Annotated in this window: 15 protein-coding genes; 8 read left to right on the top strand and 7 right to left on the bottom strand. The window is 39.8% G+C overall.

What is annotated here, in order from left to right; all coding sequences use genetic code 11:
- Positions 1 to 65 precede the first annotated feature (65 nt).
- Both PGN18_RS17245 and PGN18_RS17240 read right to left on the bottom strand, forming a co-directional pair.
- The gene (locus tag PGN18_RS17245; protein ID WP_335320845.1) at positions 66 to 953 is read right to left on the bottom strand and encodes a helix-turn-helix domain-containing protein; all 888 of its coding nucleotides are present in this window, start codon (positions 951 to 953) and stop codon (positions 66 to 68) included.
- Between the two features lie 8 nt (positions 954 to 961).
- The gene (locus PGN18_RS17240; protein WP_335320844.1) at positions 962 to 1,966 is read right to left on the bottom strand and encodes an aldo/keto reductase; all 1,005 of its coding nucleotides are present in this window, start codon (positions 1,964 to 1,966) and stop codon (positions 962 to 964) included.
- Between the two features lie 215 nt (positions 1,967 to 2,181).
- Between PGN18_RS17240 and PGN18_RS17235 the strand changes: the two genes are divergently transcribed.
- From PGN18_RS17235 to PGN18_RS17225, 3 genes are all read left to right on the top strand, one after another.
- Positions 2,182 to 4,317, top strand: a complete 2,136-nt coding sequence (locus PGN18_RS17235; protein ID WP_335320843.1) for a S9 family peptidase — start codon at positions 2,182 to 2,184, stop codon at positions 4,315 to 4,317.
- A 784-nt stretch (positions 4,318 to 5,101) separates the two neighbouring features.
- Positions 5,102 to 8,128, top strand: coding sequence for a SusC/RagA family TonB-linked outer membrane protein (locus PGN18_RS17230; protein WP_335320842.1), 3,027 nt, complete (start codon positions 5,102 to 5,104; stop codon positions 8,126 to 8,128).
- Between the two features lie 18 nt (positions 8,129 to 8,146).
- A complete protein-coding gene (locus PGN18_RS17225; RefSeq protein ID WP_335320841.1) occupies positions 8,147 to 9,655 on the top strand; it encodes a RagB/SusD family nutrient uptake outer membrane protein in 1,509 nt (502 codons plus the stop codon).
- A gap of 104 nt (positions 9,656 to 9,759) precedes the next feature.
- Here the strand turns inward: PGN18_RS17225 and treF are convergent, their stop codons facing one another.
- Positions 9,760 to 11,334 (bottom strand): alpha,alpha-trehalase TreF, encoded by a 1,575-nt coding sequence (gene treF, locus PGN18_RS17220; protein ID WP_335320840.1) that lies wholly within the window; start codon positions 11,332 to 11,334, stop codon positions 9,760 to 9,762.
- A gap of 507 nt (positions 11,335 to 11,841) precedes the next feature.
- Here treF and PGN18_RS17215 point away from each other — a divergent pair.
- Entirely contained in the window at positions 11,842 to 12,513 is a 672-nt protein-coding gene (locus PGN18_RS17215) for an epimerase (protein WP_335320839.1), read from the top strand.
- 208 nt (positions 12,514 to 12,721) lie between these two features.
- Here the strand turns inward: PGN18_RS17215 and PGN18_RS17210 are convergent, their stop codons facing one another.
- Together PGN18_RS17210 and PGN18_RS17205 are read right to left on the bottom strand one after the other, a co-directional pair.
- Complete coding sequence (locus PGN18_RS17210; RefSeq protein WP_025145338.1) at positions 12,722 to 12,901, bottom strand: hypothetical protein; 180 nt, start codon at positions 12,899 to 12,901, stop codon at positions 12,722 to 12,724.
- A 416-nt stretch (positions 12,902 to 13,317) separates the two neighbouring features.
- Positions 13,318 to 14,019 carry an SAM-dependent methyltransferase gene (locus tag PGN18_RS17205; RefSeq protein ID WP_335320838.1) on the bottom strand — a complete coding sequence of 234 codons (702 nt, stop codon included), beginning with the start codon at positions 14,017 to 14,019 and terminating at the stop codon, positions 13,318 to 13,320.
- Between the two features lie 278 nt (positions 14,020 to 14,297).
- Between PGN18_RS17205 and PGN18_RS17200 the strand changes: the two genes are divergently transcribed.
- The gene (locus tag PGN18_RS17200; RefSeq protein WP_335320837.1) at positions 14,298 to 15,881 is read left to right on the top strand and encodes a DUF6600 domain-containing protein; all 1,584 of its coding nucleotides are present in this window, start codon (positions 14,298 to 14,300) and stop codon (positions 15,879 to 15,881) included.
- A gap of 190 nt (positions 15,882 to 16,071) precedes the next feature.
- Here PGN18_RS17200 and PGN18_RS17195 read toward each other — a convergent pair whose 3' ends face one another.
- Positions 16,072 to 16,695, bottom strand: coding sequence for an HAD family hydrolase (locus PGN18_RS17195; RefSeq protein WP_335320836.1), 624 nt, complete (start codon positions 16,693 to 16,695; stop codon positions 16,072 to 16,074).
- A 79-nt stretch (positions 16,696 to 16,774) separates the two neighbouring features.
- Here PGN18_RS17195 and PGN18_RS17190 point away from each other — a divergent pair, with 79 nt between their 5' ends.
- The 3 genes from PGN18_RS17190 (at position 16,775) to PGN18_RS17180 (ending at position 19,347) form a co-directional block, all read left to right on the top strand.
- Complete coding sequence (locus tag PGN18_RS17190; protein WP_134204220.1) at positions 16,775 to 17,002, top strand: YtxH domain-containing protein; 228 nt, start codon at positions 16,775 to 16,777, stop codon at positions 17,000 to 17,002.
- Positions 17,003 to 17,066: 64 nt separating this feature from the next.
- A complete protein-coding gene (locus PGN18_RS17185; RefSeq protein WP_335320835.1) occupies positions 17,067 to 18,467 on the top strand; it encodes an MBL fold metallo-hydrolase in 1,401 nt (466 codons plus the stop codon).
- Positions 18,468 to 18,663: 196 nt separating this feature from the next.
- A complete protein-coding gene (locus tag PGN18_RS17180) occupies positions 18,664 to 19,347 on the top strand; it encodes a class I SAM-dependent methyltransferase (RefSeq protein ID WP_335320834.1) in 684 nt (227 codons plus the stop codon).
- A gap of 105 nt (positions 19,348 to 19,452) precedes the next feature.
- Here the strand turns inward: PGN18_RS17180 and PGN18_RS17175 are convergent, their stop codons facing one another.
- Positions 19,453 to 22,227, bottom strand: a complete 2,775-nt coding sequence (locus tag PGN18_RS17175; RefSeq protein ID WP_335320833.1) for an outer membrane beta-barrel protein — start codon at positions 22,225 to 22,227, stop codon at positions 19,453 to 19,455.
- Positions 22,228 to 22,276: the final 49 nt, after the last annotated feature.

The raw sequence follows: 22,276 nt of genomic DNA, 5'->3' as shown, positions 1-22,276 counted from the left end.
TTTACCGTCATTTTGCTGCTAAAGTCACATTCAAAAAAGAACGAAAATCTGGTTCTCACCCTTCATCAGTTAAAAGCCTGACGAAATTCCAGCGGCGATAAACTTGTTTTCTTTTTGAAAAGTGTACTGAATGATTGCGCATGTTCAAAGCCCAGGGCATAGGCAATCTCGCTGACGGAAAGATTAGTGGTGGAAAGTTTTTCTTTTGCTTTTGCAATCAGTTTTTCATGAATGTGCTGTTTTGTGTTTTGCCCGGTATGAATCCGAAGTAAGTCACTCAGGTAATTTGGCGACAGGTTCATCTGCCCGGCAATATATTGTACCGTGAGTAAACTGTTTACGTCGCTGTTAAAGTAATCATCTATCAACTGTTCAAACCTGGTCAAGAGGGTCAGATTACTATTCTTGCGAGTCAAGAACTGCCGCTCGTAAAAACGGTTGGAATATTTTAGAAGGCTCTCGATCTGTGTGAGAATGATTTCCTGGGTATGTTTATCGATATGCTGGCACTCCTGATCAATTTTATGGAGAATTGAGATCAGATTATCTTCTTCCTCTGCAGATAGGTGTAATGCCTCATTAACCGCATAATCGAAAAAGCCGTATTGATGAATACTATTTGCCAGTGGGTGCTGTAAAAGAAAGTCTGGGTGGAAGATCAGGAGATAACCAGACCCGCATTCCATATTTTGCAGGTCTAGTTGTTGCACCTGGTTGGGCGCGGTAAAACTCAATACACCTTTATCGTAATCGTAATGCTGCTGCCCATACCTGATCTTACCTTTGGCTTCGCGTTTAAGTGCTACGCAATAAAAGCGGTTAACGAAACCTTTCCAGATTTCATCTTCCAAGAAAATACTTTTTGCCAGGTTGATCACACTTACCAGCGGGTGGCGAGGTTCTGGCAATGAAAGTAAACGGTGAAATTCGGATATGGAGTTGATCGCATTCATAAACAAACTTAATCAATTAAGCCCATACTAAACTCATCATATGGTGCACCGGTATCTGTACCCAATGGTACGATGCTTTCCAGTTTAGAAAGATCTGCTGCCGTTAACTCAATGCTGGTTGCTGCGATGTTTTGTTCCAGGTACTTTCTGCGTTTCGTTCCCGGAATCGGTAAAATTCCTTTGCTCATGATCCAGGCTAAAGCGAGCTGCGAAGAAGTGACATTTTTTTCCTCGGCCATGGCTTCAACCGCTTTCACCAATTCAATATTCTTATTAAACATTTCACCCTGGAAACGTGGAATTGCTCTTCGGAAATCATTCTCCGGCAGGTCGTCGATACTTTTGATATGACCCGATAAAAAACCACGTCCCAGCGGCGAGTAAGCTACAAAGCCGATACCCAGTTCATTTAAAGTGGCTAACACTCCGCGCACTTCAACTGTCCGTTCAAATAAAGAATATTCACTTTGCACGGCGGTAACTGGATGTATGGCATGCGCCCGCTTAACCGTTTCAGATGAGACTTCTGACAGACCGATATAGCCTATCTTCCCTTCCTTAACCAGTTCGGCCATGGCTTCAACTGTTTCCTCAATTGGCGTATTTTTATCCAGGCGGTGCAGGTAATATAGATCGATGTAATCGGTATGAAGGTTCTTTAACGAACGCTCTAAAGATTTCTTTACATAATCTTTTTTGCCGTTAATGGTCCAGGTTACTTTATTATTGTCGTCGATTTCCCAGCCAAACTTGGTGGCCAAAATATACTGATTGCGTTTTCCGCTAATGGCCTTAGCGATAAGCTGTTCGTTTTTAAACGGTCCGTACAAATCGGCGGTGTCCAAGAAATTACCGCCCAGCTCCAGCGAACGGTGAATTGTTGCGATAGCTTCCTGTTCATCCGCCGGGCCATACATATGTCCATCTTCAAAACCCGTCATGCCCATACAGCCTAGTCCGATTATTGGTAGAACCAAACCCTGGTTGCCCAATGCCATTTGTTTTATTTCCATAATTCAAAGATCAGCAAGTTAAATTGCCTTGATGTACGCAAATCCCTGAAGTTTGTAAGCAAATCAAGGAATGATTTTTTAATGGGTATAAATAGTTTGGTTGTAAGGATAACGTTTGCAATTTTCGCTGAATACAAAAGCCTGTTGATTTTGTATCATGATTAATACCAATCATTTGCCGAAACAGTCTTATTTTTATCGCAAGATTAACTAACATGATGAATAAATATTGGTTTACTGTAACGGCTTGTACCTTGGCTTTTACCGCAAATGCCCAGCAGAAGGCTTTAACCGTTAAAGATTATGAAAGGGCGGAAAGTTTGATGAGCTATAATACAGCAAAGTACATCGATCATGCCAACGTTCAACCAAACTGGCTTGAGGGCGATAAATTTTGGTACAGCACTAAAAGCAATGATACAGAACAAACTTTTTTGGTAGATCCGGTAAAGAATACAAAAACTTTAACTACTGATTATAAAGGCAGTGCAGCACCATCACGCCGGGGGGGCAGCCGGAATGAAGTTCTTTCTCCCGATGGGAATAAAGCCATTTTAATCCAAGATTATAACCTTTTTGTTAGAGAGTTAGCCACCAGAAAATTAACCCAGCTAACTACTGATGGCATTAAGGATTATGGGTATGCAACCGATAATGCAGGTTGGAAACATAGCGATGCGCCAATTTTGCGATGGTCGCCTGATTCGAAAAAGATAGCCACCTTTCAGCAGGACCAGCGGAATTCAAAAGACATGTATCTGGTAACCACGAATGTGGGAGCACCAACATTAAAAGCCTGGAAATATCCTTTACCTGGCGATAAACAAATTGCAACAATTAGAAGAGTGGTAATTGATGTGGAAAACGGGAAAATGGTTGCACTCAACATTCCTGCAGATCCACATCGGGCGACCTTAAGTGATGATATTTCGAGCAGTGGTACTTTTGATGATATTGATTGGAAAGCTGATGGTACTGAAGTGGCATTTGTATCTACTTCCCGCGATCATAAAAATGAAAAGTTCCGCATAGCCAATGCTACAACAGGTGCCGTTCGTGAAGTTTTCGAAGAAAGCGTAAAAACACAGTACGAATCTGGTCAGGGTGCCATCAACTGGCGTTATCTTCCTGCCTCAAAAGAGATTATCTGGTATTCGGAAAGGGATAACTGGGGACACCTGTATTTATACGATTCGACTAACGGAAAATTGAAAAACCAGATTACGAGAGGCGATTTTGTAGTTACCCGTCTAATTAAGGTTGATGAAAAAGCACGTACACTTTATTTCTTCGCCAATGGTCGTGAAAAAGGTAACCCTTATTTCAGCTACCTATATAAAATTGGTTTCGATGGTAAAAACTTAACTCTTTTAACGCCGGAAGCCGGCAATCACCAGGTTGTATTTTCGCCGTCTTTTAAATATTTTGTAGATAGTTATTCTCAGCCTGATGTTCCTACGGTTACGGTTTTAAGAAGCATCAGTGGTAAACTGATCAATACTTTAGAAAAAACAGATGTTTCCAGGTTAGCTGCTACAGGCTGGAAAGCACCAACTCCGGTATCGGTGAAAGCCAAAGATGGTAAAACCGATATTTATGGCCTGGTTTTTACACCAACAAAAATGGATGCCAATCAGAAATATCCGGTTATCGATTATATTTATCCGGGTCCGCAAGGTGGTAGCGTTGGCAGCTGGGCTTTCGTTGCTTCGCGTGGCGATCATCAGGCTTTAGCCGAGTTGGGCTTTATTGTAGTGGTAATAGAAGGCACCAGTAATCCTGACCGGTCTAAAAGTTTTCATGATATGAGCTATGGCAATATGGCTGAGAATACGCTGCCTGATCAGATTGCAGCCATCAGACAACTTTCATCAAAATATCCTATTGATACCAACAGGGTAGGGATCTGGGGACATTCGGGCGGAGGTTTTGCCACTGCTGCTGCGATGTTCCGTTACCCTGATTTTTTCAAAGTAGGCATTTCTGAATCAGGTAATCATGACAATAGAAACTATGAGGACGATTGGGGCGAACGTTACAATGGTTTGGTAGAAAATTCGGATTATGAAGCACAAGCTAACCAGAATTATGCTAAAAACCTAAAAGGAAAATTGATGTTGGTACACGGTATGATGGATGATAATGTGCCACCGTACAATACACTTTTAGTTGTAGAAGCCTTGGAAAAAGCGAATAAATCTTTTGATCTTGTTATTTTTCCGAATAGTGCACATGGTTACGGCGCCTACTCGCCTTATATGATGCGCCGTCGCTGGGATTATTTTGTTCAACATCTTTTAGGGGTGGAGCCACCTAAGGATTACCAGATGAAAGGCTCATTGGTCAGATAATTTTGAAAACTATAATTTATGATTAAACCCCGAAAGTTTTAAAAAGCTTTTGGGGTTTATTATTTACATCAAATTGCCAAATTTTATTTCCATGTCTACGTGGGAGCGGTAACCAAATCCATAAACCAATAAAGTGATATTTGTAGCTGTTTTATTGCATTAAATATCTTATTGTTTTGCAATTATTAATAATGCAAACCCCTCATTAAATAGCGTGCAGCTCTTTCTTAGTAAATTTTATTAATAAATAATGATCCTTTTTATGGTTTTATATAATTTATAAGGTATATTCATATTATAAAATGGATAAGCTTTGTAAGCTTAACGGTTCAACAAAGACACTTAACTATTACGTTAACCAGATACTAAACTAAATCACAATAGCTCAGGGTTCTCTATTCTCGGGACTCGATTTATTGTACCGAAAATTATGAGACCACTACAAATGTTTATCATTTTATCTCAGCTGTTTTCTCTCACTACTGGCTGTTTGCAGCCCTTAACTAACAATTTTCAAATTAAAAGAAACGATTCATGCGATCTGGATGTGCTAAGAATATGTTTATCTCTGGATGAATATCAGTTAAAAATGCGCTATAATTTTGATGTCATTAATATCGGGAACGATCCCAATGATTTGGAATTTTCTTAGCTGCATAAGCTTAAAAGTATAATCAACTAATCCAAAGTACATAAATAGAAACTATGAAATACAACCCACCTTAAATCCGAATCTCCTAAATCGTTAAACGCCCCTATTTTCTAACCAATTAATAAATCCATTATGAACATTACTTTACCAGGCAATTGTTCTGTTTTGTCCTTAAAACAGAAATTGTATTCATTAAAGAAATTTATAGGCTTAAATCTCCTGATGCTCTTATTTAGCACAGCAGCCTTTGCGCAGATTACTGTTAAAGGTATAATATATGATAGTGATAAAATACCCTTAGCAGGCGCAACCATACAGGTAACGGGTACCAACACCAGAACCCAAAGCGATGTTGAGGGTAAATACCAAATTACCGCTCCCACCGCAACATCTCGGCTAACAGTGAGTTTTGTGGGCTATGAATCGCAAACGGTAAACATCAATAATCAAACGTTATTGAACATTACCCTAAGTTCGCTGAATAATTTAGAGGCGGTTGTGGTTGTGGGCTATGCATCAGTAAGAAAAAATGATTTAACCGGAGCTGCAACTACGGTATCGGCAAAGGATTTTAATAAGGGCCCATTAAATGCCCCCGATCAGTTAATACAGGGCAAGGTTGCAGGTGTACAGATGATCAATAACAGTGGTCAGCCAGGTGGTGCCTCTACTGTGCGCATCAGGGGTAATTCAGCCATTACCGGAACCGGCCAGCCTCTGTATGTGGTGGATGGGGTAGCACTTGATGGACGATCGGCAAGACCATCAACCAGCGCTGGTATCGGTACAGCACCGGATGGTAACCCTTTAAACTTTATTAACCCGGCAGATATCGAATCGATGGAGATATTAAAAGATGCATCGGCAACAGCAATTTATGGCTCGCGTGCTGCTTATGGTGTTGTTTTAATCACCACTAAAAGAGGGAAATCCGGAGAAACCAAAATTGATGTAAGCGCCTCGGCAGGCATAAGCAATATTGCTAAAAAAGTAGAAGTATTAACGGGCGATGAATACCGTGCGGCATTATCGAAATACAACCTAAGTACTGGTAATTTTGGTGCCAGTGTTGATGCATTAGACGCCATTACCAGAACTGCTTATAACCAAAATTATTCTGTTGGGATAAGTGGTGGTAACAATGGGAATACCTTCCGTGCTTCAATTGGTTATCAGGACCAGCAGGGGATTATCAAAACTACCGATTTTAAAAAATACAGCGCCGGCTTTAACGGTAATTTTAAATTCCTCGAAAGCAAAAAGCTGGGTTTGGATGTAAACATGATCAGTAACCAATACTTGGAAAGTGTAGCGCCAATTACCACGGACGCTGGTTTTACAGGAAGTTTAATTTCACAGGCACTATCCTGGAACCCTACCCAATCTTTTTATAATTCCGACGGCAGCTTATTTATAGATTATGGCTCTACTACGATCAATCCTTTGGCTGCTTTAGCTGCAAATAGCGATAAATCAAAAGTTTCTACCATTTTAGGAAGTATTTCACCATATTATAAAATTACGCCCTGGTTAGAGTATCGTATGCTGGCCAGTGTAAATTATAGCACGGGTATCAGAAGGGCGTCAACCAGAAGTACTTTAAACCTGCAGGGTATTCAGCCATCAGGAACTTTTCTGGGCGGTTATGCGAGTTACTCCAATAACGAGTTGATTACACAACAGTTTACCAATACCTTAAACTTTAATAAGGAAATTGTTAGCAAACTAAACCTAAATGCCATTTTGGGTTACGAATATTCTAACTTCATCAATAAAGGCGCAACCAATACAGCAACTGGTTTTGGTGATATAGCGGCTGATTATACGGATGCCTTTCAAACTACGGCCCCGGCCAATCGTACATTTTCCACCTTCAACAATCCTACAACACAATTACAGTCGTATTTTGCAAGGGCAATTTTTAATTACGATAATAGGTATATCTTAACCGCTACATTTAGGGCTGATGGTTCAACCAAATTCGGTAAATCAAACCGTTATGGTTATTTTCCATCTTTTGCTGCTGCGTGGGATATCAGAAAGGAAAATTTCATGTCTGATATCCAATGGCTGGATCTACTAAAATTACGCGTTGGCTATGGTAAAACCGGTAATCAGGATTTTCCTTCAGGTTCTGCACAGCTCCGTTACGATTTTGGAAATGCGAACGGTTCGCCAATTTTAACGCCAATAAACAATGAAAATGCCGATTTAAAATGGCAGTCAGATAAACAGACCAATGTGGGTATCGATTTCGGTTTTTTTAAAAACAGATTAACCGGATCGATTGACTATTTCAACAAAACAACAAAAGACCTATTATTCCCACAAATTGCATTTTCTCCGGCAGTTGGGGGCAATGTTCCTACATGGGTAAATTTACCGGGCCAGATCATCAATAAAGGACTGGAGCTGACCTTAAATGGTACCATTATCGATCAGGATAACCTAACCTGGTCTTTAGGAGGTAATGCTACTTTTATTAACAATAAAGTGCAGAATATTAATGGTATTATCAAAACAGGCTCTTTAAACGGGCAGGGGTTGAGTGGTGTAACCACAGAGGTGATCCAAAACGGGTTACCGCTTTTTGCCATGGTAACCCGCCAATATAATGGTTTGGATGCCAGTGGATTTTCGAAATATACAGACGATGGTTTTACCGCTTATTATGTAGGTAATCCAAATCCAAAAGTAATTTTGGGTTTAAGTACAAATTTGAGGTATAAGAAGTTCTCGTTAACAGCAAATTTTAATGGTGCATTTGGTCAGGATATTTATAATAATACCGCAAACTCGGTACTGGCGATATCCAACCTGGGTGCTCAACGCAATATCTCTGCCGCTTTGATCAATTCGCCTATACAAGAATCGCTGGCCAATCCAATCGCTGCCTCATCCAGGTATATCGAAAAAGGCGACTACCTAAAATTAGCCAACGCTACGCTTAACTATAACATAGGCAATATTGGTAAATCGATAAAGTCGCTTAATGTTTATATTAATGGCCAAAACCTATTCGTAATTACCAAGTATACCGGTTTTGATCCGGAGGTAAATGTAAACAAAAGTGTAAGCGGGGTTCCATCTGCAGGTATAGATTATACGGCTTACCCAACGGCAAGAACTTTCAATTTTGGTGTTAATTTTTCCCTTTAATCTTTTAACTATAATAACATGAAAAATAAATATATTTTCACTTTCGCTGTGGTTGCCTTAAGTTTTTCGGGCTGTACCAAGCTGGATGAAAACCTGAATGGCCAGGTTGGCAGTGGGGCCGTATCGTCAAATAATGTTGCAGGGGTACTGGGTGCCACTTACGCTGCAATGATCGGCCCTTACCAGGCACCATGGAACTGGGCTGCTTTGCAGGAGGTTACATCAGATGAAATTATAGTGCCTACACGTGCAGGCGATTGGGACGATAATGGTGCCTGGCGGGCGCTGCATTTGCATAAATGGGCGCCTGATCATACCCGTATTTCGGATGTGTTCAGGGATTTAAACAGCATCTCTTATGTAGCTACGAGTGTTTTAAATGCCAGCCCTAATGCTGTTCAGGCAGCGCAGGCGCGTTTCTTACGTGCATTTGCACAGTTTTCGGTTTTAGATGGCTGGGGGCAGGTTCCATATCGGGATCCGGGAGAAGGTGTAACCAAACCATCGCGTGTTCGGAATGCTGCTGACGAAATTGGGTACTTAATCAGCGAATTAAATGCTATTATCCCCGATTTACCCGTTGGTCCTGCAAATGTGGCCAATAAAAATGCGGCCAAAACGCTTTTAATGAAACTTTACCTTAATAAAGGTGCTTTCTTAAACCGTAGTAACCCAACTTTCGATGCTGCTGATATGGCCAAGGTAATTTCACTCGCTGATGAAATAGCAGCAGCAGGTTATGTGCTCACGCCAAATTACTTTGACAATTTTGCGCCAACAAATGATAAGCTTTCCACCGAAAATATTTTTACCGCGCAAAATTTAGGTGGTGTAAGCGGGAGCGATTTAGATGGACAATGGAAGTGTACTACACATTATAACCAGGACCCCAGCGGTTATAATGGTTTTTCAACCCTGTCAAACTTTTATGCAAAATTCGAGGCTGCCGATCAAAGAAGAGGAGGATCTTATGCAGGGCAAACCAATGTTGCCGGCGTAAGGGTTGGCTTTTTGGTTGGGCAACAAGTAAACCAGAACGGTGTAGCCTTAAAAGATCGTAAAGGCAACCCATTGGCATTTACACCAGAGGTAAGCATTATTGAAAGAGATCCCAACCATTTGGAAGTGGCGGGTATCCGTGTGATTAAATATCCGATCGACTATGCCAACGCTGGATCTAAAAAACCTGATAATGACTGGGTTTATTTCCGTTACGCCGATGTATTATTGATGAAGGCTGAAGCACAATTACGAACATCACAAACGGCAGCTGCCTTAACCATTGTAAATTCGATCAGGACCATAAGGGGTGCTTCAATTTTACCAAGCCTGACATTAGATATCCTGCTGGATGAACGCGGCCGTGAGCTGTATTGGGAAAGCTTTAGGAGGCAAGACTTAATCCGTTTTGGAAAATTTCTCGCTGCATGGCAGGAAAAACCTGTAAGTGAAGCTAAATACCTGCTTTTTCCTATCCCGGATAATCAACTGGGTAACCCCAATCTAATCCAGAATCCTGGCTATTAAAATTTAGAATTCACCAATAGGGGCTGTAACCATTAACATATTTCATATCTGTTTTGGTTCAGCCTCTGTTTTTCGTACAGGTTAAAAAGAGAGCGAATAAAGAATTATTTTTTCATTAGCTTTAAAAGTACGCCATTTGTCCAGCCAAATCCATCCTGTAGTGGATATTCTCCGCCTCCGCCTTTGCTATTCGGTTGTGCCACATTATATTTCTCCATCAATTTCCCGGTTTCCTTAAACACCGAAATATTAAGGTTTATCCATCTGTCACTAATCGTATCGGCTAGTTTATTGTATCCGTAATTGCGCAATCCCACAATGCTGATATATTGCAGTGGAGCCCATGCATTTGGTGCATCCCATTGCTCTTTTGTAGTGGTTAATGTGGTAATTAAACCACCTGTTTTAAGAAAGTTTCTTTCCAGTTTTTCTTCCACAGCTTTGGCCTGTACTGGTGTTGCCAATTTAAAATACAGCGGAAATGCTGCTGCAAGCGTGAGCTGATTAGAAAATGATCGGTTTTTCCAATTATAATCGGTAAAAAAGCCCTGTTTTTTGTTCCAGAAATATTTCAGGATAGCTGTTTTACGCAAGCTTGCTTTTTGGCTAAATGAAATAGCTTTTGTTTTGTTGCCTGCTTCGCTGTTTGCTGCGGCAATAGCCATTTCGAGATTGTATAATAAAGCATTTAAATCAACTGGAAGCAGATCTGTAGTGATAATCTGGCTATAACTTTTCCCATCAGCAAACCACCGGCTGCTAAAATCCCAACCCGATTCTGCAGCAGCGCGTACATTTCTTAAAAAAGTGGCCGGAGCCTGTTTGGTTAATTTAGCTGCTTCAAAATCTTCTCTGTACGATTCTTCCCTGGGCTGATCGCTAGTATCATAGTATCGGTTTAAAATGGTGCCGTCAGGAAGTTTTACCACATGGTTTACGGCTTTGCCATTACCTAATTGGCTGGCGCCTTTCATCCAGAATTGATATTCTTTTTCAAGGACATCCTTATAATCTCCAAGTTTAACATCCTTATCATGCTGGGCAAGCAATTGAACCATAGCTGCAAAAAATGGTGGCTGCGAACGTGTGAGGTAATAAGTGCGATTTCCATTGGGAATAAACCCATATTTATTGATAAGATAAGCGAAATTATCAACCATATCTTTTATGGTTTTTGTTCTGCCGGCTTTTTGCAGTCCAAGCATGGTAAAGTAGGAATCCCAATAATAAATTTCCCTGAACCGACCACCGGGAACAATATAGGGTTTCGGCAATGGCAGTAGTGAAGTTTGATAGGTAGAAGCTGTATCAGGATCCCTTTGTAAAACCGTCCACAAGGTGTCCAGGTGTTTTTCAATGCCTGCATTAATATCAGATTGGTACGCTGCATGATGACTTTCCGGGATATAAAAATATTCATTTACAAAGGCCTTCAAATCAAAATTTTGTTTGTTTTTTGAAGTATGATATGCCTTCATAATTTCTGAAGTACTTTTTTTCGGAATGGCGTCTGCAAAAGATTTACTATCTGGATAAATTCTTGCCATTTGAACTTGCTCAAATAAATCCGGATAGGTTTGCCTCGGACTTAATTCGTTTTGCGCAAATAACTGGCTAGAGATAAATAATAAGCAAGTAAGCACCATCATTTTAATGCTTGGCAAATTTCGACACATCATGTTGCTGTTTTATTAAATATAATTAATTTATCTTTTTTTTCCGCCTTGACCTATCGTGTGGACACAATTAATAATAATATTTTTCTGCCGCTCTATGCCGCGGTGGCATGGTACTTTGGAGCACCAAAGTACCCAAAGCGCTTTGTCAATCCAGCAATGAGCCTTTTGCACAATCCCATACGCATCAAAAAAACAGCGGCACTTCGTTTTGTGTTCAATATTTTTTTAAAATTTAATCATCGTGATGAACACAAAACCACTGCGTTTCAGGTTTGTTAGTGCTAATTTACCTAAACTGCAACTGTTTTTTTGATTTCCCTGGCTCCTGGGATTGACAGCGTCCTTAGCTAAAATCAGTGCTTTATTAAAGTTGCTCAGCAAAATGCCTAAACTATTCTTAAAAAGATGTGTCCACAGAATAGGTATTGACGTAAGCAAAAAGAAATCAACAGTTTTATTGGCAAACAAATATTCACTTGTCTTCGTTTTGACTGTAAACAACTTTCAATGGGAAAAACCAGAAATCAGCATAACGTAATCATTACCGGCACAACCGGAATGGTTGGAGAAGGGGTATTGATACAATGTTTAAACAGTCCTGAAATTGATCACATCCTGGTCATCAACCGTAAGCCTTGCGGTTATGCACATCCCAAATTAAAGGAAATTATTCATTCAGATTTTTTTGACTTTTCAGGCATCGAGAATCTGTTAACAGGTTATAATGCCTGTTTCTTTTGTTTAGGCACTACTTCAGTAGGTGTTGATCAGGAAACCTATTACAAAATGACTTATATGCTGACCATGCATGTTGCGCAGACATTAAGCAAGCTCAATAGCGATATGACTTTTTGTTATGTTTCTGGTGCAGGAACAAATGAGAATGGCCGTTTAAAATGGGCTCAGGTAAAGGGCAAAACGGAAAATGATTTAACAAAATTACCTTTCGTACAGGTTTTTAATTTCCGACCGGGCTTTATTAAGCCATTGCCAGAGCAAAAATATGCACATCAATTTTATAAATATATTAACTGGTTATTTCCGATTGGTAGGGCGATTTATAAGAATGGTTTCTGCACAATGGCTGAACTTGCCCAGGCGATGATCAATACATTAAGCCATCATAAGGAAAGACGAATTTTGGATGGGAAAGACATCATTGCTTTAGCTAAAGAATAAGTCCAGGAACTGATGAGAATCTACAGCTATTCTCTATCCTTAAAACAAGGTATGGTGACAATTGGTAAGTCAAATTTTATACTACCGAAACTTCCATCGGTATAAGGTGCCATTACATTATTCTAACTAACGGATGTTATCTATCAGATCCTATGGATTAAAATCAGCATAAAAAAGGGGATAATCTTGCCGGATTACCCCCTTTTTGTTATTTCTTGTTGTCGTGTTTTCTTTGATTGTCTTTGTTCGAAGTCTGATCAGACCTCTGTCCGCCGCCATTTGTAATGCCCTGGATTTTTTTATCCGTTTTAACATCATGATTAGCTCGGTCGGCTATTGAACTTCCTTGAACCGTTGGATTGTTTTTTGGTGTGCCTGTATTTTTCATAACTCAAAGATTTAGTAAATAAATTGAAGAGCGATATGATAACAACCAATTTAAGATTCGATATGTTTTGATTTTTTTGAGCTAGTTTCTAATCCGTTAAGCAATATGCAGTTTTCAGTTGCCGGTTTTCAGTTTTCAATAAACCAATAGTTTATAGTCAATCGTTTGGCGTTAGTTAACTAATTTGCTGTTTATAATTACCAATTAATATCAGGCCAAAAAGTACATAAACGCAAATAATGACCTGATTTTGAGCGATCGTCACCCTGACCTGTAGCGAAGCGGAAAGCTACGGAGTAAATTTATTTCAGGGTCTTTCCTGCTAAAAAGATGCTGAAATGAGTTCAGCATGACGAATTGGTCTAGTCAATGGCGTTCAAAAAAAATAGGATTTCTAAATAATTATCAATTGCAGGTTAATATAATAAAAATATTGTTGGTTTTTTATGAAGGTCTATTTCCTCCTTGCGCCAGTTGTAAACACTTTGTGTTTTAATAAATTCATCTGCTGAGGTAAGGTTGCTAGCTACGCAAACCTGCGTGTTGGGTTTACAACTTTTCAGTACCTCTTCAAAAAGCTGGTTATTGCGGAAAGGTGTTTCGATAAAAATCTGTGTTTGTTTATAACGGCTGGCCGATAAATCCAGGTCTTTAATACGCTTTGTGCGTTGTTCTTTATCAATGGGTAAATAACCCCAAAAAGCAAAACTTTGTCCATTAAAACCTGAAGCCATTAGGGCTAGTAAAATAGAGCTGGGCCCTACCAATGGCACTACCTTTATACCGCGTTTATGCGCTTCGGCAACTATATCCGCACCAGGATCGGCAATACCAGGGCAACCTGCTTCGCTCATTAACCCAACGTCTTTTCCGGCAGTAAGTTCAACAAAAAACTGCCCTAAATCTGTTCGGTTGTGTTTACCATAATCGTGTACCATTAAATCTTTCTGGGGTATTTTTAAACCTGCCTCTTTTAAAAAACGACGTGCAGTTTTACTATTCTCTACGATGTAGGTATCAATCTGGTTAATGGTGTCAACCAAATACGGAGTAAAAGTTTTGTGTGCTACCTCTTCTGCCAATGGTACTGGAATGAGGTATAAAGTGCCTTTTTGCATGCCACAAAAATACGTACAATAAATAGAATTTAAGTTTTAAAACCTATGGAATTGGCAGTATAATCTCTTTCGTGTGTGGAGGTGTAGCAAATTTTATTTTTAACTGACTTCTTTTCTACACAATTAAACTTGGCCTAAAGCGTTAAATATTAGTTAAATATGCCTTGTATGGCAATATTAGCAAGAAAGTATAAAAACTATGCTTGCATATTAAACCTTCGGCATTTTTGGTTCTCTAATTGATACACACACATTAGGTTATTAAAATAAACACACAAATGAAAACACTGAAATCTACGGCACTTGTGCTGGGGCTATTTTCGCTCCTTGCCGGAACCACAACCCTTGTCAGGGCACAAGACTATCAAAACGATTACCAGTCTGATGGTTACAGTACAGGAAACATCTCTTTACAGACATTTTACGATGAACTTTCGCCCTATGGTACCTGGATTCAGGATCCACAATATGGTTATGTTTGGCGTCCGGATGTAGATCAAAGTGAATTCCGCCCTTATTATACCAACGGACGTTGGGCGATGACCGAATATGGTAATACCTGGGTTTCCAATTATGATTGGGGCTGGGCACCTTTTCACTATGGCCGTTGGGTAATTAACAGTTACCGTCAATGGATTTGGTTACCTGATACCAATTGGGGACCAGCATGGGTAGATTGGAGAAGTGGCGATGGTTATTACGGATGGGCACCTATGGCGCCAAGCATCAGCATAAACCTAAGCTTTGGCCGCCGTTATGTGGTGCCTGCTTTCTGCTGGAACTTTATCCCTCAGCGAAATATTTATATCAATACTTTCCCAAGATATGATTACGGCCGTAATAATGTGTATATCCGCAATACCACCATCATCAATAATACTTATGTATATAACAGAAGAACTTATTATGGCGGTCCAAGGGTTGAAGATATCAGGCGCGCAACCAACAGGGATGTGACTGTATACCGTTATGCCGAAAGTTCCAGACCTGGTGCAAGCCGGATTGGTGGTAGAGAGGTAGCGATTTACAGACCAAAACCTGAACGTAATGCGGTAGTAGACAACCGTAATGCTGCGCCAAGGAGATTTGAGCAAGGCAATGCTGGCATTAGCAGAGGCGGAAGAAACGAAGGTTATACCAACCGTGATCAAAGAGGAAATACTCCAGGCAATAATGACAACCGCTTTGGATCAAGAGATAACCGAAATGTAGGCCGGGATAATAACAATCAGCCAAACAATGGGAGTGAGGCTTATAACAGAGATGCAAACGGACGTATTAGCCGTGGCGGTGCCAATGGTATTGATAATGGAAACAGACAAGATCATGCAAATCGTGGTCAGGACCAACAACGTTTGGAGCAGATGAGACAACAACGTAATCAAGACCGCATGGGGATAGATCAACAACGTGGTCAACGTGATATGCAGCCACAACGAGGTCAGGATGATCAACGTGCTCAAATGGAGCAACAACGAGCCCAACGTAACGAGCAGATGCAACAGCAGCGTGCGCAACAGGCCCAACAGCAACAACAGGAAAGGGCACAGCGTGATGCACAAATGCAGCAACAACGTAATGAGCAAATGCAACAACAACGTGCACAGCAAGCCCAACAGCAACAACAGGAAAGGGCACAACGCGATGCGCAGGCTCAACAACAGCGTAATGAGCAAATGCAGCAGCAACGTGCGCAACAGCAGCAAGAAAGAGCACAACGTGATGCACAAATGCAGCAACAACGTAGCCAGCAAATGCAACAGCGACAAGAACAACGAAGAATGGAAGCGCCACAACAACGTAGTGGTGGCGGTGAAAGAGGTGGCGATGGTGGAAGACCATCCAGAGGTGGCAGAGGATAAAATGGGAAGTCCCGATGAAAATCGGGACTTTTTTGTGCGGTAATTCTAATAAAGTTAACGTCATTTCGAGCGAAGTGCAACGAAGTCGAGAAATCTATTAAGATAGATCTCTCCCCGCCTGTACGGGCAGGCCTGTCCGCACAGGCGGGCATTCCACTGGGTTCCAGCCGAGATGACGATCTTCATTTTATTACTGCTCTGCCGCTATGTGCAAATTACTTAAATCATTTCCTCTAAAGGTGCTTTCAGCATTAGGATGCAAATTTTCGGGATCCAGCAAAAAAGTGCTTAGTCCCAGCTCCAATCCAAATTTGATTTCCGATTCGGCGTCATCGCCAATAATTAAAATATCATCTTTATTAAGTTGATGCTGATCGATCAGCATTTCAAATTTTTCTTTCTTATTGCTTTTCGATACATCTACCACATGTACTTCTTCAAAATCATCGGCAATGCCTAACATGGTAACCTTCGACAGTTGTTGTTTGGGGAAACCTGCTGTTACAATAAATTTTCTGCCGGTTAAGCTTTTGATATAATGGTAATCATCGCTTGGTTTTAGCAGATGGGTTACAGATCTGTTTTGGAGGTAGGAGATCACTTCTGGCATCACGTCCTCATTGAAACGATATTTCTTAGCTACTTTCAGAAAAGGGGTCCTTAACATTTCCTGTTTGGCTAGTTGAAAATCTTTCTCACTGATCCCTAAATCCAACTTTTTTAGGAAACGGTATAGTTCACCCATTAACTGCTCTTCGTTCTGCTTGGTAAAATAAATGGTATTGTCTAAGTCTATAAAGAATATTCGCTTCATTATGGATTGGTTTTTGTAAGATGAAAAAAATAAAAACACCTGTTGGTTAATTATGTTTAATAAGTAAATCACTAAGACCATGAAAAAAGAAACAAAAATCATAGTAGGCGTATTAGCCGGAGCAGCATTAGGAGCAACTATCGCATTAGCATTATCTTCAGATTCGAGTAGCGACCTGAAAAATAAAGTATCAGATTTTTTTGCTGATCTTTTAGATGCTTCAAAAGATAAACTAGCAGGTTTGGCAGATAAAGCCACAAGCGTTGCCGATAAGGTCAAAGATAAAGTAGCAGAAATAAACGCGTAATGAATTGAAAGTGCCGGAGATATCCGGCACTTTTAGCTATACATATTCTCTAACCAATAACTTGATGACCATTGCTTTTCATGGTGCTGCCCGTACGGTTACGGGAAGTAAGCACCTTATTGCCTTAAAAAACGGCACCCAGATTTTATTAGATTGCGGCTTATTCCAGGGGATGGGCCGTGTTACCGATAAACTAAATGATTATTTTGGCTTTAATCCCAAAAAAGTCAACTACCTCATTCTATCACATGCACACATAGATCACTGCGGCCTATTGCCTAAATTGGTTGCTGAAGGATTCGAAGGGCAGATTTTCTGTACTTCGGCCACCATGGATCTTGCGCGCATTTTAATGATGGATTCTGCTAAAATCCAGATGCAGGATGCTGAATATGCTAACCGCAATCTGCGTGAAGGCGAAGAAATGGAAGAAGCGCTTTATACAGAGGAAGACGTGACCAAAACTGTTGGCCAAATGAAAATTGTGGAGTATGAGGAAGATTTTGAAATTGAAGAGGGGATTCGATTGAAATTTACCGATGCAGGTCATATTTTAGGTAGTGCTGCTGTTCATCTTACCATTACAGAAGAGGGGAAATCTACGAGAATTACATTTTCTGGCGACGTTGGCCGTTATGGCGACCTGCTATTGAAAAGCCCGCAACAATTTGATCAGGCCGATTATATTTTAATGGAATCAACCTATGGAGATTCGCTACATAAAGATCTTGATCCGATTGAAGATATGCTTCTGGAGGTCATCAATAATACCTGTAACATCAAAAAAGGAAAGGTAATTATTCCTGCTTTTGCCGTTGGCCGTACACAGGAACTCCTTTATGCTTTAAATGGCTTAGAGCTGAAAGGTAAATTGCCTGATGTTCCTTTTTACGTTGATAGTCCTTTATCATCAAAAGCTACTCAAATTCTTAAAGATCATCCTGAAGTATACAATAATGGGGTTAAAGAAATTTTAAAAGTAGATCATGATATCTTTGGTTTTAAAGGATTGCGTTTTATCGAAGGTGTGGAAGAATCAATAGCCTTAAATGCTGATCCCAGGCCTTGTGTAATTATTTCTGCATCAGGTATGGCCGAAGCTGGGCGGGTAAAACATCACATCAGGAATAATATCGGTAACCAGAAAAACACCATTTTAATGGTCGGTTACTGTGAACCGAATTCGCTTGGTGGAAAACTGATCGCAGGAGAGAAAGTTGTTGAAATTTTTCGCGATGAATATGAAGTTAAAGCCGAAGTACAATCTATAAAATCAATGAGTGCACATGGCGATTATGATGATTTATTGCATTTTTTGTCGGGCCAGGATCCTGCGCAGGTGAAACAATTATTTCTGGTTCACGGAGAGTACGAAGTACAACAAAATTTCGCTACCAGGTTAAAAGATCATGGTTTTAAACATGTAGCCATACCAGAATACCATCAAGAGTATGAGTTGGAATAAAGTTGATATGAAAATTGTTGGTCTGGATTTATAATCCGGACCTTTTTTATCTGTTTTTACCAGGATTGCAATTCCTTAGCGCTTAGGACGGGATTTAAATCCCGACCAACATTATATCTATTGCCTTTGCATAAAATTTACCTTTTCCATCTTCCCTCTTCCATCATCCATCTCCCATTTTCCCTATCTTTGTATTATGGATGTTTTTGGTAAAGCGCTAACAGATATTTACAGAACAGGTGAGGCAGATACGCTTTGGTTGCATAATTCTTACGGAGAACCAGAAGAAATGCCGCTGGAATTTTTCTTCCGTGATGATGAAGATATGCCCGTTTTGGAGCTTCAGGCTTTGCACATGTGTAATGGTAAGGTACTGGATATTGGCGCCGGTGTCGGGAGTCATGCCTTACTGCTGCAGGCATTTAATATTGATGTTACAGCTATTGATATTTCGGAAGCTGCGGTGGGCATTATGAAGGACCGCGGCGTAAAAAAAGCATTTGTACAGGATATTTTTACTTACGTGGAGAAATTTGATACCATTATCATGCTGATGAACGGTATCGGTTTGACAGGAACTTTGCCCGGTTTCAGGAATTTTCTGATTAAGTTAAAAGACCTGATCAACCCCAGCGGACAGGTTATTTTCGATTCGTCTGATATAGCTTATTTATATGAAGATTTGCCTAAACCACAAAATCAGTACTATGGTGAGGTATCTTACCAGTATGAATATAAAGGGGAAAAAGGTAATTGGTTCAACTGGATTTATATCGATGAAGAAACCATTAAACAGATTGCTTCAGAAACAGGATGGAATGCTGAACTGATTTTTGATGATGGTGAAGATCAGTATCTGGTTAGGCTGACTTTAGCATAATAACCTAAAAGTTAAAAATCTTAAAAAACCCATCTGTCATTCTGAACGCAGTGAAGAATCTTTTGGAAACAGCAAGGAATCCTTCACTACATTCAGAAAAAGCAGTTAAAAGTTAAAAAATGTTTGTCTTCCTCCCACTTTTTGACCAAAGTTCTGGATATTGTAAGTAAGTGTAAGCATGCCGTATCTGCCCAAGTTATTGCTTTGCGCATCAATAACGCTATTGCCTATAATCTGGATGTTCCTGCGTACGTTGCTCTGTAAAATATCGTTCACCGAAAATTTTAACTGAGCCCGGTCATTTTTCATAAATAGATAAGTAAGCGCGGCATTCCAGAATTTAATGTTATTGTTAAAACCAGCAATTTTTTGGTCGTTTATAGTTAAAGCATAACTCGTTTCGAAAACCAGTTTTTTAGGATAACGGATAATCAGTTCGGAAGTGCTTTGATGGGTATTGTAGCTAATGTTGGTGTAAAAACTGTCATCGTACTTGCTGCGGTTTAAATTGATGGAATACGATTGATTGATTTCTACTTTATCGTTTAAGTTTAATCTAATGCTCCCATTTGGTCCAACATAAAAAACATCAGCATTGCTGCGGATATTGTTGACAATAACAGGTGTATGATCGAAATTGGCCCAAAAGCCTATCCCAACCTTTAAGCTTGTTTTGTCTTTCCTGAAATCTTTCGAAACATTAGCACCGCCCTGAAAGTTGTAGAGGCCGCTCATGTTAATTGGATTAATGGTCTGAACACCATTATTGATGGTGATGCTATTAACGATACCATTTTTGGTGAAATTGCCATAGCCGTATAAATTATAATTAATAAGGTTTTTAGGATCATATTTATACATATTCATGCTTAAACTCTGCATACGGGCTGGCAATAAATTAGGATTTCCATTTCTGATATAAAGTGCATTGGTATTATCAGCTACCGGCTGGAGGTAACTCACGTTTGGCTCTGTAAAACTGGCCGTATAATTAAAACGGAATATTTTATAAGTCAATTGAAATGTTGGCCACATAAAATGATAACGTTGATCAATATCTTCTTTAGTTGTGAAACGGTTATTCAACGAAATATAATTGTGCACTAAACCTGGTTGGAGGTAGAGGTCTTTAGTTGCTTTATACCCGAGACTGATGTTTGTATTGGTTTTAAATCCATTCTGTTTAACAGTTTGTGATAAATTTGGTACCACAATATCATAAAGTTGGTTAGCCGGATTATGGTAAAATGTACTTAATGCATTTTCGCTATTGATTATATTTCCATTGATATCGGCTTTAAATTTCAGTTTTTTGCTGATCGGTTCAGAATAGTTGGCATAGAGGTAAGACCTGAAGTTATCTACATTATTTTGCCTTAACTGATCAAGTTCTGAAGTTGATGGCGTGAGGTAAAAAATACTGGTGCTTTTGTTATAATTGTTTACGGGATTTGGGCTGGCAGAAATATCGGCGCCAATATTAAAAGATCTTCCGGCTTTCTTAAAATCCTTATTAAAATCGGCGCGAAGCTGATATTTATTGCTGGAACTGTTTCTATCATTCAAATTTTCGAGCGTATTGATCAACTGGTTATTGGCATTGCTGTTGTTTGAAGACACTTTACTTATCGAATTATTGGAATTTAATACAATTGCGGGTTCAATGGTGAGCTGTGTTAAAGAATCGATCTGCCAGTCTAATTTTCCTCCGATGTTATGCTTTAGAATAATAGAGGTGGTATTTTCATTGGCGTTGGTAATTAAACGATCCGTACCAAGGGTTTGGTTGGTGTTGGAAAGTTTTTCTAACAGGTTATTAGACTTTCCGAAGAAATATTGCGTATTAAATTTGATCCCTTTTTTATTGATCGTGTTAAAGTTAAAACCACCGCCAGATGATGTTTGAACACCGTTATAACTTCCTCCGAAATTGATGCCGTTAAACTCGAAATAACCGCTCGAACTCATCATCATTGAGTTGACACCACTTCTGTTAAATCCACCTATCCGCTGCACATCATTGGGGTTAAAACCCGGCTGATTGATATTGTTTCCATAAGCCAATACACTTACCTGAGTAGTATCTCTAAAGAAGTTCATTAATCCACCAGCCTGGTATAGATCTTTTAAGCCTCCTCCGGCGTAAAGTTTACCGAAGGCACCTTTTTTAATGGCTTTCTTTAACTTTAAATTGATAATCTGCGGGATTTCTGCTGCAGTTAAATCAGGGGCACGTCTTTTAGCCTGCTTATCATCCACCACCTGTACCTTATCTATAATATTTGCTGGCAGGTTTTTGGTTGCAATCTGCTGGTCACCACCAAAAAACTCTTTGCCATCAACTAAAATTTTACTCACTGTTTTGCCGTTAACCTGTATAGAACCATCGGTTGCAATGGACACACCCGGAAGTTTTTTCAACAGATCTTCCACCACCGCAGATGGCAGGGTTTTAAAAGATTCTGCGTTAAATTCAATGGTGTCTTTACGCACAATTACGGGTGGCCGTTCTGCTGATATAACTACCTCATTTAAATCATTTGCTTTTGCGGAAAGGTAAAGTGTGCCCAGATTTAATATCGGATTGGCTGTGCTTAGTTCTACTTCTTTTCTGAAAGTTCCATATTGCCATGCGGTTACCACCAGGCGATATTTAATACCCACCGGCAGACCATTGATTTTAAAAACGCCTTTATCATCTGATAGTTTATAAGTAGTTAATGCACTGTCGCCAACTTTATAAACCGAAACAGTAGCATAATTTAAAGTGGTTTTTCGATTAGCGCTATCGGCCAATATTCCGGTAATGCTTCCATTTTTTTGTGCAAACAGGCTAAAGATAGTTAGGCTAAAGGCGATAAAAAGTAATAGTTTTTTCATGTATGGCTTAAATAAGGAACCTAAATTATTGGGTATTTTTTTATGGAAT

The organism is Pedobacter terrae, from assembly GCF_036946585.1.
GTDB classification, from domain to species: Bacteria; Bacteroidota; Bacteroidia; order Sphingobacteriales; family Sphingobacteriaceae; genus Pedobacter; species Pedobacter terrae_C.
The sequence above is the reverse complement of the archived record's forward strand: the minus strand, read 5'-3'. Positions and strand labels throughout refer to the sequence as shown.

Coding starts and splice junctions, on each gene's coding strand:
- PGN18_RS17245 (WP_335320845.1), bottom strand. CDS start 953: ATGAATGCGATCAACTCCATATCCGAATTTCACCGTTTACTTTCATTG.
- PGN18_RS17205 (WP_335320838.1), bottom strand. CDS start 14,019: ATGCAAAAAGGCACTTTATACCTCATTCCAGTACCATTGGCAGAAGAG.
- PGN18_RS17235 (WP_335320843.1), top strand. CDS start 2,182: ATGATGAATAAATATTGGTTTACTGTAACGGCTTGTACCTTGGCTTTT.
- PGN18_RS17180 (WP_335320834.1), top strand. CDS start 18,664: ATGGATGTTTTTGGTAAAGCGCTAACAGATATTTACAGAACAGGTGAG.
- treF (WP_335320840.1), bottom strand. CDS start 11,334: ATGATGTGTCGAAATTTGCCAAGCATTAAAATGATGGTGCTTACTTGC.
- PGN18_RS17240 (WP_335320844.1), bottom strand. CDS start 1,966: ATGGAAATAAAACAAATGGCATTGGGCAACCAGGGTTTGGTTCTACCA.
- PGN18_RS17215 (WP_335320839.1), top strand. CDS start 11,842: ATGGGAAAAACCAGAAATCAGCATAACGTAATCATTACCGGCACAACC.
- PGN18_RS17200 (WP_335320837.1), top strand. CDS start 14,298: ATGAAAACACTGAAATCTACGGCACTTGTGCTGGGGCTATTTTCGCTC.
- PGN18_RS17210 (WP_025145338.1), bottom strand. CDS start 12,901: ATGAAAAATACAGGCACACCAAAAAACAATCCAACGGTTCAAGGAAGT.
- PGN18_RS17195 (WP_335320836.1), bottom strand. CDS start 16,695: ATGAAGCGAATATTCTTTATAGACTTAGACAATACCATTTATTTTACC.
- PGN18_RS17185 (WP_335320835.1), top strand. CDS start 17,067: ATGACCATTGCTTTTCATGGTGCTGCCCGTACGGTTACGGGAAGTAAG.
- PGN18_RS17175 (WP_335320833.1), bottom strand. CDS start 22,227: ATGAAAAAACTATTACTTTTTATCGCCTTTAGCCTAACTATCTTTAGC.
- PGN18_RS17190 (WP_134204220.1), top strand. CDS start 16,775: ATGAAAAAAGAAACAAAAATCATAGTAGGCGTATTAGCCGGAGCAGCA.
- PGN18_RS17230 (WP_335320842.1), top strand. CDS start 5,102: ATGAACATTACTTTACCAGGCAATTGTTCTGTTTTGTCCTTAAAACAG.
- PGN18_RS17225 (WP_335320841.1), top strand. CDS start 8,147: ATGAAAAATAAATATATTTTCACTTTCGCTGTGGTTGCCTTAAGTTTT.